The sequence below is a fragment of the Emticicia sp. GW821-FHT11C11 genome (assembly GCF_058808615.1).
In genome coordinates this window covers 215,217-231,987 of sequence record NZ_JBXARV010000004.1, presented here as the reverse complement: position 1 = coordinate 231,987, position 16,771 = coordinate 215,217, and the positions used below count along the sequence as shown (strand labels likewise).

Sequence of the window (16,771 nt, the reverse complement as noted above, 5' to 3'; positions counted from 1 at the left end):
TAAGCTCCTTACTTCAATTCCAGTCTGGTTATGTTCTCTACATGGTGCGTATGCGGAAACATATCCACCGGTTGCACTTGTTTAATTTCGTATTTCTCGCTCAGAATCGATAAATCACGAGCCTGCGTGGCCGGATTACAGCTTACATAGACAATTCTCTGCGGAGCCACCTCTAATATGGTGCGGGTAACTGGCTCGTCCATTCCAGCCCGTGGCGGGTCAGTTATGATTACATCAGGTTTACCTTTTGCGGCAATAAATTCCTGTGTCAGAAACTTCCGCATATCTCCTGCATAAAACTCTGTATTATGGATGTTATTCACCTGAGAGTTAACTTTTGCGTCTTCCACCGCTGCTTCTACGTATTCTATCCCAATTACCTTATTTGCATTTCCGGCCACAAAATTGGCAATGGTGCCGGTACCCGTGTAAAGGTCATACACGAGCTCTTTACCGGTTAAACCGGCGTATTCGCGTGTCAGTTTATATAGTTCATAAGCCTGTTCAGAATTGGTCTGATAAAATGATTTCGCCCCGATTCTGAAAATCAGTTCTTCCATTTTTTCTTCTATGAAAGGCTTCCCTGCAAAGGTATGTACATCGAGGTCATGGAAGGTATCGTTTCGCTTTTCATTTACCACGTAATTCAAAGACGTGATTTCCGGAAACTTTTCTTTCAGATGGCTTAGCACCGCCTCTATCTCTGTTTCGTTGTTTTGCGCAAACTGAACCATTACCATCAGGTCGCCAATAGAAGTGGTTCTGATCATGACATTGCGCAGAAAACCCTGATGCGCTATGTGATCATAATAGGTGTAGCCTTTCTGATTGGCAAAATCACGAAGTGCAAGTCTGATCTGGTTTGATGGGTCTTTCTGTAGGTAACATTTTTCAATCGGCAATACTTTTTCAAAGCGCTTGGGTACGTGAAAACCCAGTGCATTTCTGTCTGTGTCTTCACCCAAACTGGCTTCTTCGCGTGTAAACCATCTGCTGTTGGAGAAAGTGTATTCCAGTTTATTACGATAAAAAGTAGTATTGGCCGAACCTAAAATAGGATTGATGCCGGGCAGTTCAAGCCTGCCGATTCTGCTTAGCTGGTCGTTTACCTGCTGCCATTTCAAATCCAGTTGTTTTTCATAAGGCACATGCTGCCATTTGCAACCGCCACACACACCAAAGTGCTGGCAGAAAGGAGCTATTCGTAAGGGAGAGGGTTCTAGTATTTCTAATACGTTGGCCTCGGCGTAGTTCTTTTTACGGTTATTAACCCACAGCTTTACTTTATCGCCCGGCGATACGTTGCTGCCTTCAATAAAGATTATTTGTCCGTTGTGCCTTGCAAAACATTTACCTTCTGCTGCAAAATTTTCAACCTCAATACTATCAATAACGAATGTTTTGTTTTTGGCCATCTGTTTGGGTCAATTCAGTTTATTTTTCCGCAAAATTATTCAACTTAGTATAAACTTCAAAATCAAACCTTTTCCGAGGGTCTGTCGCCCGGCCTTTTTCAGCCAATCTTTTGTGATTTTAAATAGAATGAAGACACAACCCTGCTTATACCAATCAGGTTGTTGCGCAAGGTAAGTATTGGCTTAATGGATGAGCAGAATATCGCTTTGTTTGAGATAGCAGAACTTGCCATCCCATAGCACCTGATACCAGATATCCTCCGAATTGATTACATTCAACCTGTGCCCTTCACTGATGCTTCCTATAATGTGCGAACCGGCCGAAGGGTAGTCTCTTAAATAGACGTGTTCGTTTTTAATAATTACGGTTCTGTAGTTATTAGGCAGGTTTATTAAAACAGATAAGAAGATGAGATAAAGCAGAAATATAATTTTGTGTGAAACAGGGCTGTACTGGTCGCTGAATCGTTTAAAAATAAAAACAACGAATACGTATATACCTATTAAGAGAAAGCCCATCCAGACATAGATTGAATACTGCCTGAAATAATAGAGGAAATAATTGAGATCGTTTTTTTCATAGCCCTTGTAACCATTTTCAGTTGCAATGGTGTATATCTTCTCAAAAACGCGTTCATCGGCAAATCTGAACGAGTAAAGATTGAGGTAGTAAAGCTCCATTACGAAGTCGCCTTTGTTCTCATGAATATTGGCCAGTTTCAGATAAACGTTTGGATTGAAATTAGGAGAATCTTTTACGATTTTTTCGTATAGCACCGCTGCGTCGTCAAATTTCTTTTGTTTAAATAAAGAATCAGCAGTTATATATAATTTTCTTTGCGCTTGACTATCAGTGAATTGCAGTAATAATAGAGATATGAGGAAAAGTTTTTTCAGAAATTTCAAAAAGTATGTTTGCATCATAATATCAAAAAATGTAATTTTGCACCGCGATTCAGGAAAAGGGGGTAACTCCAAAGCTGTTAAAGAAAGCAAAAGTAATGAATTTTTCAGTTCTTCTTTCAATTTCTTCATCTGTGATTTCTGATTAACCAAAACAAGATTCCGTAGCTCAGCTGGTAGAGCAATACACTTTTAATGTATGGGTCCTGGGTTCGAGTCCCAGCGGGATCACAAACGTTACAAACCTTTTTAGAGTAGATAAACCAGTTCAAGATTCCGTAGCTCAGCTGGTAGAGCAATACACTTTTAATGTATGGGTCCTGGGTTCGAGTCCCAGCGGGATCACAAAGTCTAGCTAAAGACAAAACGAAAACCCTTTAAACTGATTGTTTAAAGGGTTTTTTCATTAATTACTAATCTGATAATAAAACAGCAGAAATATGGAAAAGAAAAAAGTACCAACGTTTACTTTAGGTATTGTGGCAATCATTTTAGGTGTGACCTTGTACAAGCAATTTGACTTTGAAAACTTAAAATTCGAGAGACCCGGCTTGGCAATTGTTTATATAATTGTGTTCATATTTTCAGTGTATGTGCTGATAAAGAACGCCAAGAACAAATAAGAGTGACCAACCAGGACATGTTTATTTGGTAATTAAAATTGGTGACATTCTATCGTTTAAGTAAAGATATTCCGTTAAGTTTGTAGAATCCTCGCGCTTGTATCATTATTTACCAGAACATACTTCATTGATGCCTGCAAGGCATTTATTTAGGAAGAAAGAAGATATTGACGGGTGGGTGAACTGAATATGAAATACCATAGTTAGCAACCTGCAATTATTATGAACGTAGAAGACCAAATCGAAGAGTATATTACCAGCCAACCTGAGCCAAAACGCGGTGAAATACAAGAATTGCACCAACGTACACTTCAAGTTTTACCGGATTGTAAATTATGGTTCGATAATGGTAAAAACAGCGAAAATAAAACTGTTGCGAATCCAACTATAGGCTATGGATTTCAAACCATACAATATGCTGATGGCAAGACCAGAGATTTTTTTCAAATTGGTTTGAGTGCAAACAAAACCGGAATCTCTGTCTATCTACTTGGTATTAAAGATAAGAAATACCTGGCCCAAACGTATGGTGAAAAACTTGGTAAAGCCAGTGTAACCGGATATTGCATTAAATTCAAAACGTTGAATGATATAAATATTGATGTGCTTGAAGCAGCAATAAGATATGGAGGCAAGGCTCAACATAAAGAATGAGCCATTGACTTACAATGAAATAATTAGATTTTTCTGCTGCGTATTCTAAGAAGCAGAAGTAACTTACCAAAACAACAAACGCCATTGAAAAACAATGGCGTTTGTTGTTTTCTCTCAATTCGACCCGGTGCTACTCTAATTTAAACTTCTCGTTTTTGCAGTCAAGAATCAGTTTATGATTCAAAAACAGTTTGTTTCCTATCATTCCCTGCATACCTGAGCTTTTCATCAAAAAATTCTGCATTGCTGAGGTTCCCTCAATGTATGTGACTTCTGACAATTGAAGTGCCGTGTTGCCGATTTTTATTCTGTGATTGGCAGGAGCAGAAATAACGGTTAACAGATTCCCCCAGGAATTGCCTTTATCGGTTTTAATTCTTGTCCCCGGGGTTTTGTATTTTTCCCATTCTTCTTTATTGGTAATCAATTCATAGTTGCTGCTTCCTGAATCGTAGAGTAATTTCAGCTTTTCATTTTCAATAGTTGCCGGTATCATTATTCTACGTTTTTTGAATTCAAAATCTTCAAATCCGTTCTCCTCAATATCCTGTATGAAAGAACAGGCATTATTCTTAAAGTCCAGAATGGTTATTCTTTTTTCTAAAAGGTCTGTTCCGATTGTGCCGATGATATTGATAGCATTGGGGCTATCAGAATCTATACTTTCTCCATACTTTAATAGTGAAAAAGTTTTAGATGCTATTGTCATGTCTCCGATGCTGAAATCAAGCGCAATCCGGTTTTGTACTGTATCAGGTTTAATCTGATTGGGATATCTTTTATGGATAGATGCCAATGACTTTGTGTAAAATATAGTGATGGGAGAACCGAAATCGAGCTGCATGTAGAAAGGTTGGTCGATTCCTTTCAGATAAACCGGTAAATACAGGGCCGAATAGGGATTTTCGTCGGTCACATTCCATTTGATCGGAACATTGAGTGCAAACCGGGAAACACTCAGGTAGTTTTCAGGAGGAGTAAATTTCTTCTCAAAGTAATAGTGGCCACCCACCAGGCTTAAACTGATTACCACTACAATAATCAGGGCGATCTTCTTAAATGTCTTCATTGTGTTTTTTTCGCAATCTTCAGTCTTTTAAGTCGATTTCATGCAAAAAAGGATATGACAGTTTTACGTCATTTAAACGACATCTCTATAAGAAGTTGATTCTAAGCTTTATATACAGTTCTCTTTTCTGGTTCAGGCTAATGCCATTTTTGATAATAATAAATAGCTTAACGCAAATGAGCGTAATAAGGGGAATTAAAAACAGGGGAAATTTTACAGCTAGTGCCTTTTGGAGAAACGGACTAATAATCATTGAAATCGAGAGGATAACTGATAGCAGAATTTGTATGCTTACTATATTTTGCCCAAGCTCTTTATTTATTGAATCCTTCGTTTTGTTGGTTAAAATTAAAGGAAATATGACATTTCCGTAAGGAAGCACAAGACCATACAAGGCAGACTTATTGATTAGTTTAGCTCTGGCAATATCAATTTGCGGTTCATCAAGTGTCAGATTTTCAGGCGTAGTCTCCAGGGCTTTGGCAAGGGTTTTTAAGGTAAAGCCCTTTAAAATAGTTCCGGATTCGATTCTCTGAATAGTCCTTAAAGAAAGTCCTGATTTTTCGGCAAGCTCAGTTTGGGTCATATTTTTTGCCTCCCTTAAAATTCTAACCCTGTTTTCCATTCGTTTAATTAATGATTATTTCTATTTGCTAAATATACGATGTGTTCAAAAGTTTCTTTTACGCATAGCAAATTTACAGAATTAAAACAGTGTTTGAGTGTTATTTTATATAGACGGAGGATGGTTTTCATTAATTAGAATTATTGCGTGCGAACGACAGCTTTTATCCGAATCGTCGGTACATTAAAAATAACCGGATTGGCTACCTCACATGGTTTTCCTATAACAGTTTCCGAATAAAAATCGGCGGCATACTTCTGTGTTGAGTCTTCATACTCTCTCTGAAAATTATAATTATACACTTTTACTACGTTATTATACACTTTACCTTTACTGTTAACAGGTATTCCGAAGCTTTTTCCTCCATAAGGCCATACATTAATTATCCAGGCATTTTCTGCATCATTTAAGCGGCAGTCTTCTTTGCCTAAAATGGTAATACGTGCGTATTCAAAATCAGGCCTATAGTTTCGCTTATCTTCACAGCAAGGAGAAATCAGGCTAATAGTCAATAGTGCGAGTAGTTTCGTTTTCATGATAGCAGAATAAGAAATGTGAATAGTCATAAAAGTACCGCAAAATAACAGCATCTGGCATAAGCCTCTGTTAAATTTAAAACAAATTATTTAACGGTATCTTGCTTATCACAACAATCATTAAAATCACATATCCGATAGCTTTTAGAGTTGACACGCTTCACTCAAACATCCTTACATACTATTCTTCCATTTATACATGATAATTCGTAATTTTAAGCCATTGAAAAAAGGTTCAGACATTCATGAGCGATGACTTCTTCTACAAATTCATAAAACCCGATGAGTCGATTGCTGACTTTGTTGAAAATATCGGAATGTTTCACAATCGGTCAGATAAAGCGAAAGAAGTTGTCATAATGCCTGACGGAAGAATCGATTTGTTTTTCTGGCAATCTGCCTCAGGGCCTTTTCATGTTACGCTTATCGGCCTCGAAACCGAACCCGAACAAAGAAGTATTCCACCGCACACACGCTACTTTGTAATTAGTTTTAAACCCCTTGCCGTTGAGTATATTTTACATACGTCCATTGCCGATTTCATAAATAGTGCCAAAGATTTGCCGGAAGATTTCTGGAACCTCGGTGCAGACGATTTGAAAGATTTTGATGCATTCTACCGGAAAGCATCAGAAAAAATAAAGGAACTGTTACCCAAAGAAACAGATCAAAGGAAACGTAAGCTATTCGAATTAATCTATGTATCGAACGGTGAGATGAGCGTAAAAGAGTTTGCAGATAATGTATATTGGAGCAGCCGGCAAATCAATCGGTATTTCACTCAGCAATTCGGACTTTCATTAAAAGCCTATTGTAACATTTTGCGTTTCAGGGCATCATTAACGCATATTGCGCAGGGGAAACTTTTTCCGGAACTGAATTTTGCAGACCAAAATCACTTCATAAAAGAAATAAAGAAATTCTCGGGCGTAGTACCAAAAGAATTAGCCCGGAACAAAAACGACCGATTTGTACTATTATCAGTCTTAAAGCAGCCATAGTTTTGCAGCCATAAAACTAAATTTTAAGACATGCTGATAGCGAATCAATCAATCGTCATAGTTGGTGGTGGTCCGGGTGGCCTCACACTGGCAAAACTTTTACAGTTGAAAGGCGCCCACGTAAAAGTATATGAAAGAGATTTCAACAAAAGTGCCCGAGTGCAGGGCTCACCGCTTGATCTGCACGATGAATCAGGCTTAGCCGCTTTGCGTAAAGCAGGTTTGTTAGAAGAGTTCAGGAAGAATTTTCTTCCCGGTGCAGATAAAAAGCTTATCATGAATGAGCAGGCAGAAATATTTTTCAGCGACCATGAAACCAAATCTGATGAGAATTTCGACAGTGAATACTTCCGTCCGGAAATAGACCGTGGTTCGTTAAGGAAAATATTGCTGGAATCGTTACAGCCCGAAACCGTTGTGTGGGATAGTCATTTCATTTCAATGGAAAAACAGAATGCAGGCTGGCAGTTGTATTTCAAAAACGGTTCATCAGTTTATGCAGACATTGTGGTTGCTGCGGATGGTGCCAATTCTAAAATACGCTCGAAAATCACAGGCATTAAGCCTTTCTATTCGGGTATAACGATGCTGGAAGGCAACGTTTATGATGCCGCAAATGCAACACCTGCTATTGATGCCCTGCTTAAGGGTGGGAAAATAATGGCTTTTGGCAATACAAAAAATATATTGATGGGCCAGAAAGGGAACGGAGAAATAGGTTTTTATGCGAGTTTCAGAGCAGAAGAAAACTGGGGAGCAAACAGCGGGCTGGACTTCGCTGATAATGCACAATTGTTGGCCTGGTTTAAAAAGGAATATGCCGAATGGAGCGATATCTGGCACGAACTGTTTGAAAAGGCAGAGACGCCCTTTGTTCCAAGGCCGATATACTGTATGCCCTTAGACCAAACCTGGGACGCTCTGCCTAATTTAACCATGCTGGGCGACGCGGCACATGTAATGCCGCCCTTTGCAGGAGAAGGTGTAAACATGGCCATGCTCGATGCCCTTGAATTAAGCGAATGCCTGACTTCGGATGAATACGATACATTGCCCGAAGCTATTTCAGTTTATGAAACAAATATGCGCAAGAGAGCAGCTGCAGCCGCGCAGGAATCTCTTGAGAACGGTGAGATGATGCACTCGGAAGGTGCGCTGCATGCAATGCTGAGTTTTTTCAGCAGCTTTCATTAACATACGCATGGCACGGGTGTGGTTGATGGCAGCATTGAATTTCATTAAACTCATTAGATCTGAATACATTAAACCAAATACTACCACCCATGCAAACGCCTGAAACACAACCTACAGCCAAGCGTATACACGTTATTGACGGAATACGCGGAGTTGCCTTACTAGGTATACTCATCTTTAATATACAGACCTATGCGCTTTTTGCGTTCCTCCGTCCAGAGCAGGTCTATGCGCTGAATCTTGACCAGAAAGATTCATACGCGCCCTTGCAGTTTCTTATACATCTGTTTGTGAAAGGGCAGTTTTATACCATTTACAGCTTTCTTTTCGGGTTGGGCTTCTATATGATCATGAGAAACACCTCTGAAAAGGGTTTGGATGGCAACCGTGTATTCAAACGAAGATTATGGACACTTTTGCTTTTTGGACTGATTCATGGATTAATCTTCTGGTTCGGTGATGTACTCCACAAATATGCTCTGTTAGGCTTTACGTTGTTGTACTTTAACCGCAAAAGCAATGCTACTATTCTGAAATGGATTGGCGGCCTTGCAAGTTTTGTTATTATATATCTGCTTGTGAAAGGATGGCTGTCGGCTGCTTCTGTTGATCATTCTGACCCCGAGATGGACAAGGTGATTATGCAGGTAGTAGATACGTGGCAGCATGGGTCTTTTACAGAAGTGCTAAGCATGCAGAAACTCGGCGTTGCCATGCTGTGGCTTACATCCGTATTAAATGGCTTTTTAGGGCCAGTGCATTATGAAATCATGTTTCTACTGGGCTTAATGGCAGGGCGGCTCAACCTGTTTAGCCATATTGCGGAACTGAAGCATCGCTGGAAAAATACAGTGTTGGTAGCATTACCTTTTCTATTAATACTGAAGGCTTTTCCTGCTTTGGATTTACTGGTGGAAACACTTACGGCTCAGAAGTATTTTACCATACTTAAACCGATAGCTGAATTTGTGGCCACTCCATTGCTTACCATTGTATATCTTGCCTTGTTGTCGTTTTATTTTGATAAGAAAACTTCGGGTATTTCGGTCTGGATATGTAATACAGGTCGTCTTGGTCTTACTAACTACATTATGCAGACACTTATTTGTATGCTGTTGTTCTATGGATATACTTTAGGATTATCAGGAAAACTGACACTTGCTCAGTCGGTTCTGGCTGCCGTTCTTATTTATGTATTTCAAATCATTGTAAGTAATGTATGGTTAAACTACAGGAATATTGGGCCACTGGAACAACTGTGGAGAAACATTAGCTATAAAAAGACAAAAAATTAACTAAGTACTATTGCGAAATGGGGCAGGTCAGATACGAATGATTTGCCCCGTTTTTTTATAGTTTTAGCGGATGCAGATTTAAAATCATCTGGCTTTAGAGTTAGCCGATAATTTCAAAAATGAAAATTGTCAAAAGAAAATCTAATAGTATTAATATATAAATAAAAAAACTTAATAGTTTTACCCGAAAGTCAAACATAATTTGCTGGTTCTTACTTAAACTACTTTTAGCCGGACAACAATGATTTTATCTTTTCAACAGGAGACAATCCTTTTTAGGTACTGCTTGCTAATTCAAATATTGAAATACCCTCTTTTTTCTATTGTTATTAAAACTTATACGGTCACTACTTATTAGAATGAACAATTGTGTATTTACTATCGTAGCAAAAAACTACATTGGTCTGGCTCAGGTGCTCGAAGAATCTCTTCAATTACATAATCCGGATTTAGATTTTTTTATTTTCGTAGCCGATGAACTTCACGATTCATTTGATACAACTGTTCTTCCGGAAAACGTTGTGTCAGCTCGTGAAAATCTGGATATACCTCCGCATCTCTGGCAGGACATGAGCTTTAAGTATGATATCCTTGAGTTTTGCACTTCTATAAAACCACAATGCTTTCAATATCTTTTTGATCAGAAAGGATACGAAAAAGTAGTTTATCTTGATCCGGATATACTTGTGTTCAATTCGTTCGATGCCATTTTCGATATGCTGCAAAAACATCATGTTGTGTTGACTCCACATATTTCAATCATGAGAAAAAAATATATTGGAGAGCTTCATGAGCGTAGCTTAATGGGATTAGGTATCTACAATTTAGGCTTCTGCGCTATGAAACGCAGCAAACAAGTACAGAAACTTCTGGTATGGTGGCATGACAAGTTAATAGACAAGTGTTATGTAGACCAATATAATAATCTATTCACTGACCAGAAATGGATGGATATTTTACCTTGTTTTTTAAATAATGATGAATTGTTAATAACAAGGCATTTGGGAATGAATTTAGCTCCATGGAATTTTTTCGAACGAAAGATTCATTCAGATCAAAACACCTTGATGGTATCTGCCAGAGAAAACGAGGATAATGATGAAGAAGAGTTTTTTCCATTAATTTTCACTCATTTTTCAGGCTATAATTATAAAGAGCTAAAAAAAGAAAAGATTATACGCAGTCATTTAGCTTTTCTGAATGAAGATTCGTATCAGGATATAACAATTTTACTGAATATTTACAGAAAAGCGCTTAACGATAAGGCCGAGGTAGTTGATGCATACATAGAAGAAAAATACACTTATAGTACGTTCGAAAATGGCGATGAAATCAAGAAATTTCATCGCAGGTTATACAGATCTTTAACTAAGAAAAGGGAAAATGTCGGTAACCCATTTGCAGTAGGAGAAAAATCGTTTCATTCTGCACTTCAGCGATCAGGAATGACTAAATCAAATGCGAGTGGTAATGTTTATAAGGCAGATAAAGAAGCAGTAGGGAGTTATGGCTCTAAGTTAGCCGTATTCAACAAAATTACCCGTCTATGCTATAAAATATTGGGGCTTGAAAGATATATCCTTCTTATTCGCCTGTTGCGTGGATTCAGCCAGTTTGAAGCACAAATTCATCTTCTTGACAGTAAATTTGATACAGATAATATTGATATTTAAAATTTAACGCATCGATACTGTTACTCTCAGTCTCGCATTAAATGGTTTATATCACAAAAAAAGTGGCAAGAAATTCTTGCCACTTTTTAATGCATCAATTTCCGAACTGATGTGTTATTTAGAGTAATATTTACTAATTATTCAAGAATTAGAAATATATACATTCGTTATTTTTATCTCATTTACAGAGCTACTATCTCCTCTTAAGAAACTAATTTCTGCTTCGGTACTAGTGTCTTTACCCGTACCTGTAATATTGACAGTATTTCCACTTTGCCACACAGCTGTTTGGCCACCAAACCACCAGTTATTAGATAAAGCAGAATGGCCTTGCGCAATTGCAACATTCTGAAACACGTAAATTTCTTGACCATTAGGAATATCCTTTCCCTGAATAACTAAAGATAGAGTACCTAACATTGCGAAATTCAGAACATCTGGATCATGGTTAAAGGTAGTCTGGTTGGCATTAATTCTTGCAGTAAACCAATCCGCTACTTCTTCTGTACCACTCCGGTCTACTCCAAAAGTTAAAACTCCATTACTTTCAAAATCATAGGGGGAATTCAAAACAAGATTGTTATCTTCTCCGGGAGAGACGTTGTATGAAGTTATCGTATACGATCCGCCCAATAAATTCATATTGGTCATGCTAAAAGTAAAATACACTTCATTAGAACTTGGCATAGTTTTAGAATTTAAAGTTTATTATTGAAATATTAATTCGTTGGATTCAAAAAATACTTACAACTGATGAGCCATTAAATACATTTGAATAGCTCATGCCTTATTCATTTAAAGACATGAACCATTCAAAGCATTGTTTATCTGTTTAAATTTAGCTATTACCAATAATTACTGAAGTTTGCCCATAGCCAAAATGGAACCCTGCCGGGTTAGTATAGCTGCTAGGATTCTGAGCGTTAGCTACTGTAGTAATGAATTTAAGCTGAGTATAAGGCTGCTGAAACAACATGATGATATCAGACCCGCCAAAAGCGAAATAACCGAACTCTGTACCTTTATTTACACTTTGGCCTTGTAACTGAGTATACATATGTACGGAAGAAACCTGTGCCATACCAACAGGTATCGTAGCTACTGAACCTACTTGCTCATTGCCCGAATCAACTATTACAATTCCTCTGGCTTGTGTGAACTCATAACCACCTTCTGAACTATCGGGTGCATCAAACTGATTACCGGTTATATTCACATCAAGATATACACTGCCCGTTACAGGCGTTATATAAGTTACAGTACCACTAATTGGGGTGTGGAACCGGTGGTAATCGAACGGACTCAGGAAATAGTGCACAAAAGTGCCATTATAATAATCACTGGCATATTGGCTACCTTCCGGACCGAGCAGGTCTTTAATGTTACCGATAACATGGGTTTGTTTCAATTTGACTTTTGCAGGCGCTCCGTCAGTATAATATACATTGCCTACTCCGTCGATTTGGTAGTATGCCTTAAATGTACAATCTGCCGGAGAACAAACGATTGTATTATCGCCCGGGTTGGCAATCGGACGCATCGGTGATCCATCGGCTTTGTTAGTATTCAGCTGACGATAAAAAAACGTATTGAATGATTTCCAGTTAGGTCTATCATTCAAATAGTCAACTGCATTATACATTGGATCTGCAATGAATGACGCGAGCGTTATTGGTGTCAATGAGTCGGTTGTATTCAGGAAATTACCCCATTCAGTAGCGTATTGATCTAACCAATCTGCAAATGAGAAACCGCTTACAGTATTCGTATACGTCTGTAAGGTGTTATTATTGTAATCAGGCAGAGATTGATTTACCAACCAGTAGAACTGACAAAGACGATCATACACCTCCTGACTATACCCCTCGCTATTAGACCACGGGCTATATGGAACTGACTCGCTGGGAAGCACCTGCTCAAATAGCGTGAGATACGTAATGTAATCTGTACTGCTGGTGGGCCATCCGTAGCTTGTTCCCCCAGTGATTGAATACAACTGGTTGAGTGCATTGTACAAATCAACAGACAGGTTCAACTGGGCTGCTTTCTGCGCAATAGTAAGCGACTCATTCAGCAAATTTGCAAAAGTGCTGTCTGCGTTAATTTGGTTTTGTAATTCTTGTACAACGGGTGACAAATCTTTGGGTAGTGTTTTCATTGTTAGTCAACAGTTTTTTTTGTTTGATATTTATTAAATTAGAATGCTAAATGGGTTGTACATGGAGCAAAAGTTGTTTTGAATTCTCAGAGTCTCAGTTATTGAAATTTCACCTTAATACCTTTAAATTATTTAATCAGAGTCCCGATTCAGGTTGAATGGTGTCGATCCGATTATTATTACTTTAGTGATTTCTGGTTTAAGATTCTGATTATTTTTTGCAAAATCAGCCGGTGATCCGTAGTTTAGAACTTCTGCCAAATGTTGTGAATTGGTTTCCTTTGCATTTTCGCTACCTACCGGTATAGCTACAAATGGAGTTATGTTGGCACCAGCTGGTAGTGGTGTTGCACCCTGATAATATGCCCAGTTCATTGATGTAGCAAACCCAGCAGGATATGCTACCTGAAAACCCACGTAATAATTAGGTGTTATGACACGGTTTTTAGGAAAAAAGATAGTGTTGGACATATCAGAACCAGGCACTGAAAATTCAATAAATCCATCAGTGGGTATATTTCTGCATTGTAATCCAATCAGTATTACCCCACCTGATTGAGGACCTACAATAGAAATCGTATTCTGTATAGTGGGTATCGGGGCATCTACTTCAACCATCGCTTTTAAGGCTATATTGGGATTCGACAGCACGAAATTTGCAATATCCGGAATCTGACCGATACTGTTCAAATCGGGAGGTATAAGTTGATCGGAGCCATTTTTTGCCCAGGCTATTATGCAATATTTAGTATTAACACCCGGAGGTGTCCATCCAAATGGAATGATAGCCCCCTGGATTCCTTCATTGTTAGTAACTGCCGGAGCATTTAAGGTTATAAAGTTTATACTTTCACCTCCAAATGTGATTCCATCGGTTCGCCAGGTCTGAGGCCAATTGACTGTAGAAATATCTACATAATACACATATACAGTAGATGTCTGCGGTACAGACTGAGGATTAACCCCCCGGATGTACAACCAGTTATTGTTCAGCGGGCTTTCAATATTAGCCTGTGGAAGTCCTTTATTGTAGTTATCTGAATTTACGATGACAAATGGATCTTGTAAAGGGGGCACACCACCGCAAATGATATCTGGTGAATTGTTCCAGTTTAGGCCTTTAGTATCATTGATTGTCTGGCCAACATAGTCTCTGATAAAAAATCCGTCGTAACTCATGTCATTTTTATTTAAAGTGGGAATGAAATAATAGTATATTCTCTGATCTGTTACTTTTCATAATCAAAGGCAAAAGGGCATTGCTCTACTGTTAATAGTATTAGTAGATATGAAAAATCATCAGCGAGTCATTTCAAATGGCATAGAACCAATTAGTATCATTTTTTTAATCTCGGAATTAATACTCTGATTACTTTTCAAAAAGTCATCAGGCGTTCCATAATAATCAACATCGACGAGATACTGAGGAGCAATTCGATTAACTTTCTCAACGAAAGCTGATGAAGTTACCCAGGTTCCAATAATCGGTATGATGCATGAACCATTCGGAGCAGGTGTAGATCCCTGATAATAAGTCCATTTCATCTTCGTAACAAACCCACCGGGTATTGCAGGATATTCTACCTGAAATGCAACACTAAAGTTGCTGCTCATAATTTTTGTTTTAGGTAAAATGATAGTATTTGCTCCATCAGGTCCTGGTACTGAAAACTCAATATATCCATCGGTCGGAAGGTTCTGACACATTAACCCAATGCTAAGCACCCCTCCAGACGATGGGCCAATAATCGGTGCTATGCCCTTAATAGTTTTTATAGTAGCATCAACTATTGTTTTATTTGTCCAACCGATATTCGGATGAGAGAGAATGAAATCTACCATGCCTGATAAACTGTCAATACTACTCAAATCAGGAGGGATTAGCTGATCGGGACCATTATTTGCCCATGCTATCAAACAACAATGAGTCTTGTTGCGCGGAGGTTTCCATTTAAATGGAATAATGGTTCCCTGAATTCCCTGATTATCCGTTGATGCGGGTGCATCAAGTGTTACCCAGTTTTGATTTATGCTTCCATAACTGATGCCCTTACAAATCCAGTTTTGCGGCCACAGAATAATGCTGGTATTGACATAATACAGAAAGACTGTCGACGTCTGCGGTACAGTTTGAGGGTTAACTCCTCTTACATACACCCAATTATTGATAAGCGGAATCTGTGTGTTAGCCTGCGGCAACCCTTTATTATAGTTATCAACATTTACTATAGACTTAGCGTCGGCTAAAGGTGTTTTACCTGTACAAATAATATCGGGAGAAGCTGACAAAGCTGTACCTTTATTGGCATCAACTGTTTCACCGACGTAGTCTCTGATAAAAAATCCGTCGTAGCTCATTTTTTTATAATTTTAAAGGTGGAAGTTCATTGAATGATTTGGCCGATAGGTTTTTTTTCTCGTTTTCAAATCAGACAGGGCAAAAGTTTCACTTGTAAACAACTATTCAGTAGATAATTTCAAGCAGTCTCCCGTATTCGGTTTCGCAAATACAGGAGACCATTTTCATTTAGCGTTATCGTAAAGAATCTTAACCAATTATGAGCGTGGTCGTGTCATCTTGAATGGCACCGAACCTATTACCATAAGTGTTTTAATGCCTACTTCAAGGCTCTGGTTACTGGCTAAAAACTCAGTAGGGGTTCCGAAATGCTGAACATCTACCAGGTGTTTAGGTGATTTTTTTCTTACATCCTCTATGAATGTCGGATAATTTCCTAATGTACCGGCAAACGGAATTACATTGGCGCCATCAGGCACCGGTGTAGCGCCCTGGTAGTAAGTCCAGCTCATTTGGGTAACATATCCACCCGGCATTGAAGGGTACACAACACTAAAACCAAAGGCAGCATTGGGTTGTGTGACTTTTGTTTTAGGGAAAATAATGGTGTTTGCGGCATCAGGGCCGGGCACAGAGAACTGAACGTATCCGTCCGTTGGAATATTCTGGCATTGTAATCCGATGGTAAGCTGGCCTCCGGCTGAAGGCCCAACAACCGAGGTTACACCCTGAATGGTAGGTACAGTTGCATCTACTTCTGTAGTATTTTTCCATCCAACATTCGGGTGAGTAAGAATAAAATTTGCCATATCGTTTACACTACCAATACTGCCTAAATCAGGAGGAGTAGTCTGGTCAGCGCCATTATTTGCCCAGGCTACCAGGCAATAGTGGATATTGTTGCGCGGGGGCACCCATCCAAACGGGGTAATGGTTCCTTTAATACCCTGATTTTGCGTTGATGGTGGTGCATTTAACGTTATCCAGTTTTTTTGATCACCACCGACTGTAATACAGTTGGAAATCCAGTTCTGAGGCCAGAGAACCATGCTCGTATCAACGCAATATAGAAATACCGTTGATGTCTGCGCGGTTGTCTGTGGATTGACACCCCGAACATACACCCAGTTATTGGTAAGTGGTGTCTGATTGTTAGCCTGTGGCAACCCATTATTGTAATTACTAGCATTTTCGATAGTTGCTGGGTCAGCCAAAGGGGTAGGACCTGTAGAAATAATATCGGGAGAATTGGTCCAGCTTGTACCTTTGGGTCCATCTATTGTTTCGCCAACGTAGTCTCTAATAAAAAATCCGTCGTAACTCATA

At 38.8% G+C, this 16,771-nt stretch carries 16 protein-coding genes and 2 tRNA genes; 8 read left to right on the top strand and 10 right to left on the bottom strand.

All coding sequences use genetic code 11. The features are described 5' to 3' along the window. Nucleotides 1–8 precede the first annotated feature (8 nt). Together rlmD and AC1RRY_RS20770 are read right to left on the bottom strand one after the other, a co-directional pair. The gene (gene rlmD / locus AC1RRY_RS20775; protein WP_492823457.1) at nucleotides 9–1,415 is read right to left on the bottom strand and encodes a 23S rRNA (uracil(1939)-C(5))-methyltransferase RlmD; all 1,407 of its coding nucleotides are present in this window, start codon (nucleotides 1,413–1,415) and stop codon (nucleotides 9–11) included. A 183-nt stretch (nucleotides 1,416–1,598) separates the two neighbouring features. Continuing rightward, nucleotides 1,599–2,192, bottom strand: a complete 594-nt coding sequence (locus tag AC1RRY_RS20770; protein ID WP_492892941.1) for an SH3 domain-containing protein — start codon at nucleotides 2,190–2,192, stop codon at nucleotides 1,599–1,601. 284 nt (nucleotides 2,193–2,476) lie between these two features. Between AC1RRY_RS20770 and AC1RRY_RS20765 the strand changes: the two genes are divergently transcribed. The 4 genes from AC1RRY_RS20765 (at nucleotide 2,477) to AC1RRY_RS20750 (ending at nucleotide 3,595) form a co-directional block, all read left to right on the top strand. Beyond that, a tRNA-Lys gene (locus tag AC1RRY_RS20765) sits at nucleotides 2,477–2,549 on the top strand. Nucleotides 2,550–2,590: 41 nt separating this feature from the next. Continuing rightward, nucleotides 2,591–2,663, top strand: a tRNA-Lys gene (locus tag AC1RRY_RS20760). A 95-nt stretch (nucleotides 2,664–2,758) separates the two neighbouring features. After that, nucleotides 2,759–2,941: a hypothetical protein gene (locus AC1RRY_RS20755; RefSeq protein ID WP_492823461.1), complete on the top strand. Its 183-nt coding sequence runs from the start codon at nucleotides 2,759–2,761 to the stop codon at nucleotides 2,939–2,941. 222 nt (nucleotides 2,942–3,163) lie between these two features. After that, nucleotides 3,164–3,595 (top strand): DUF1801 domain-containing protein, encoded by a 432-nt coding sequence (locus AC1RRY_RS20750; protein ID WP_492823463.1) that lies wholly within the window; start codon nucleotides 3,164–3,166, stop codon nucleotides 3,593–3,595. Nucleotides 3,596–3,725: 130 nt separating this feature from the next. On the opposite strand, the gene AC1RRY_RS20745 is transcribed toward AC1RRY_RS20750, so the two are convergent. From AC1RRY_RS20745 to AC1RRY_RS20735, 3 genes are all read right to left on the bottom strand, one after another. Continuing rightward, complete coding sequence (locus AC1RRY_RS20745) at nucleotides 3,726–4,664, bottom strand: hypothetical protein (RefSeq protein ID WP_492823465.1); 939 nt, start codon at nucleotides 4,662–4,664, stop codon at nucleotides 3,726–3,728. 85 nt (nucleotides 4,665–4,749) lie between these two features. Beyond that, a complete protein-coding gene (locus AC1RRY_RS20740; protein ID WP_492823467.1) occupies nucleotides 4,750–5,289 on the bottom strand; it encodes a helix-turn-helix domain-containing protein in 540 nt (179 codons plus the stop codon). Between the two features lie 140 nt (nucleotides 5,290–5,429). Continuing rightward, complete coding sequence (locus tag AC1RRY_RS20735; protein WP_492823469.1) at nucleotides 5,430–5,825, bottom strand: hypothetical protein; 396 nt, start codon at nucleotides 5,823–5,825, stop codon at nucleotides 5,430–5,432. Between the two features lie 245 nt (nucleotides 5,826–6,070). On the opposite strand from AC1RRY_RS20735, the gene AC1RRY_RS20730 reads away from it, so the two are divergent. The 4 genes from AC1RRY_RS20730 (at nucleotide 6,071) to AC1RRY_RS20715 (ending at nucleotide 10,988) form a co-directional block, all read left to right on the top strand. Continuing rightward, nucleotides 6,071–6,826, top strand: coding sequence for a helix-turn-helix domain-containing protein (locus AC1RRY_RS20730; protein WP_492823471.1), 756 nt, complete (start codon nucleotides 6,071–6,073; stop codon nucleotides 6,824–6,826). A 30-nt stretch (nucleotides 6,827–6,856) separates the two neighbouring features. Further along, nucleotides 6,857–8,020 (top strand): FAD-dependent oxidoreductase, encoded by a 1,164-nt coding sequence (locus AC1RRY_RS20725; RefSeq protein WP_492823473.1) that lies wholly within the window; start codon nucleotides 6,857–6,859, stop codon nucleotides 8,018–8,020. Between the two features lie 89 nt (nucleotides 8,021–8,109). After that, complete coding sequence (locus tag AC1RRY_RS20720; protein ID WP_492823475.1) at nucleotides 8,110–9,315, top strand: DUF418 domain-containing protein; 1,206 nt, start codon at nucleotides 8,110–8,112, stop codon at nucleotides 9,313–9,315. 359 nt (nucleotides 9,316–9,674) lie between these two features. Next, nucleotides 9,675–10,988: a glycosyltransferase family protein gene (locus AC1RRY_RS20715; protein ID WP_492823477.1), complete on the top strand. Its 1,314-nt coding sequence runs from the start codon at nucleotides 9,675–9,677 to the stop codon at nucleotides 10,986–10,988. A 141-nt stretch (nucleotides 10,989–11,129) separates the two neighbouring features. Here AC1RRY_RS20715 and AC1RRY_RS20710 read toward each other — a convergent pair whose 3' ends face one another. The 5 genes from AC1RRY_RS20710 to AC1RRY_RS20690 all read right to left on the bottom strand — a co-directional run bounded on the left by AC1RRY_RS20710 (nucleotide 11,130) and on the right by AC1RRY_RS20690 (nucleotide 16,770). Continuing rightward, complete coding sequence (locus AC1RRY_RS20710; RefSeq protein WP_492823479.1) at nucleotides 11,130–11,675, bottom strand: hypothetical protein; 546 nt, start codon at nucleotides 11,673–11,675, stop codon at nucleotides 11,130–11,132. A 151-nt stretch (nucleotides 11,676–11,826) separates the two neighbouring features. Then, a complete protein-coding gene (locus AC1RRY_RS20705; protein WP_492823481.1) occupies nucleotides 11,827–13,146 on the bottom strand; it encodes a phosphatidylserine decarboxylase in 1,320 nt (439 codons plus the stop codon). 132 nt (nucleotides 13,147–13,278) lie between these two features. After that, nucleotides 13,279–14,325, bottom strand: a complete 1,047-nt coding sequence (locus AC1RRY_RS20700) for a hypothetical protein (RefSeq protein ID WP_492823483.1) — start codon at nucleotides 14,323–14,325, stop codon at nucleotides 13,279–13,281. Nucleotides 14,326–14,445: 120 nt separating this feature from the next. Continuing rightward, the gene (locus AC1RRY_RS20695) at nucleotides 14,446–15,504 is read right to left on the bottom strand and encodes a hypothetical protein (RefSeq protein ID WP_492823485.1); all 1,059 of its coding nucleotides are present in this window, start codon (nucleotides 15,502–15,504) and stop codon (nucleotides 14,446–14,448) included. A 198-nt stretch (nucleotides 15,505–15,702) separates the two neighbouring features. After that, entirely contained in the window at nucleotides 15,703–16,770 is a 1,068-nt protein-coding gene (locus tag AC1RRY_RS20690) for a hypothetical protein (protein WP_492823487.1), read from the bottom strand. Nucleotide 16,771 lies beyond the last annotated feature (1 nt).

What these genes read in the sequence shown, in the direction of transcription:
- rlmD (WP_492823457.1), bottom strand. Translation starts at nt 1,415, where the DNA reads ATGGCCAAAAACAAAACATTCGTTATTGATAGTATTGAGGTTGAAAAT.
- AC1RRY_RS20755 (WP_492823461.1), top strand. Translation starts at nt 2,759, where the DNA reads ATGGAAAAGAAAAAAGTACCAACGTTTACTTTAGGTATTGTGGCAATC.
- AC1RRY_RS20750 (WP_492823463.1), top strand. Translation starts at nt 3,164, where the DNA reads ATGAACGTAGAAGACCAAATCGAAGAGTATATTACCAGCCAACCTGAG.
- AC1RRY_RS20745 (WP_492823465.1), bottom strand. Translation starts at nt 4,664, where the DNA reads ATGAAGACATTTAAGAAGATCGCCCTGATTATTGTAGTGGTAATCAGT.
- AC1RRY_RS20740 (WP_492823467.1), bottom strand. Translation starts at nt 5,289, where the DNA reads ATGGAAAACAGGGTTAGAATTTTAAGGGAGGCAAAAAATATGACCCAA.
- AC1RRY_RS20735 (WP_492823469.1), bottom strand. Translation starts at nt 5,825, where the DNA reads ATGAAAACGAAACTACTCGCACTATTGACTATTAGCCTGATTTCTCCT.
- AC1RRY_RS20730 (WP_492823471.1), top strand. Translation starts at nt 6,071, where the DNA reads ATGAGCGATGACTTCTTCTACAAATTCATAAAACCCGATGAGTCGATT.
- AC1RRY_RS20725 (WP_492823473.1), top strand. Translation starts at nt 6,857, where the DNA reads ATGCTGATAGCGAATCAATCAATCGTCATAGTTGGTGGTGGTCCGGGT.
- AC1RRY_RS20720 (WP_492823475.1), top strand. Translation starts at nt 8,110, where the DNA reads ATGCAAACGCCTGAAACACAACCTACAGCCAAGCGTATACACGTTATT.
- AC1RRY_RS20715 (WP_492823477.1), top strand. Translation starts at nt 9,675, where the DNA reads ATGAACAATTGTGTATTTACTATCGTAGCAAAAAACTACATTGGTCTG.
- AC1RRY_RS20710 (WP_492823479.1), bottom strand. Translation starts at nt 11,675, where the DNA reads ATGCCAAGTTCTAATGAAGTGTATTTTACTTTTAGCATGACCAATATG.
- AC1RRY_RS20705 (WP_492823481.1), bottom strand. Translation starts at nt 13,146, where the DNA reads ATGAAAACACTACCCAAAGATTTGTCACCCGTTGTACAAGAATTACAA.
- AC1RRY_RS20700 (WP_492823483.1), bottom strand. Translation starts at nt 14,325, where the DNA reads ATGAGTTACGACGGATTTTTTATCAGAGACTATGTTGGCCAGACAATC.
- AC1RRY_RS20695 (WP_492823485.1), bottom strand. Translation starts at nt 15,504, where the DNA reads ATGAGCTACGACGGATTTTTTATCAGAGACTACGTCGGTGAAACAGTT.
- AC1RRY_RS20690 (WP_492823487.1), bottom strand. Translation starts at nt 16,770, where the DNA reads ATGAGTTACGACGGATTTTTTATTAGAGACTACGTTGGCGAAACAATA.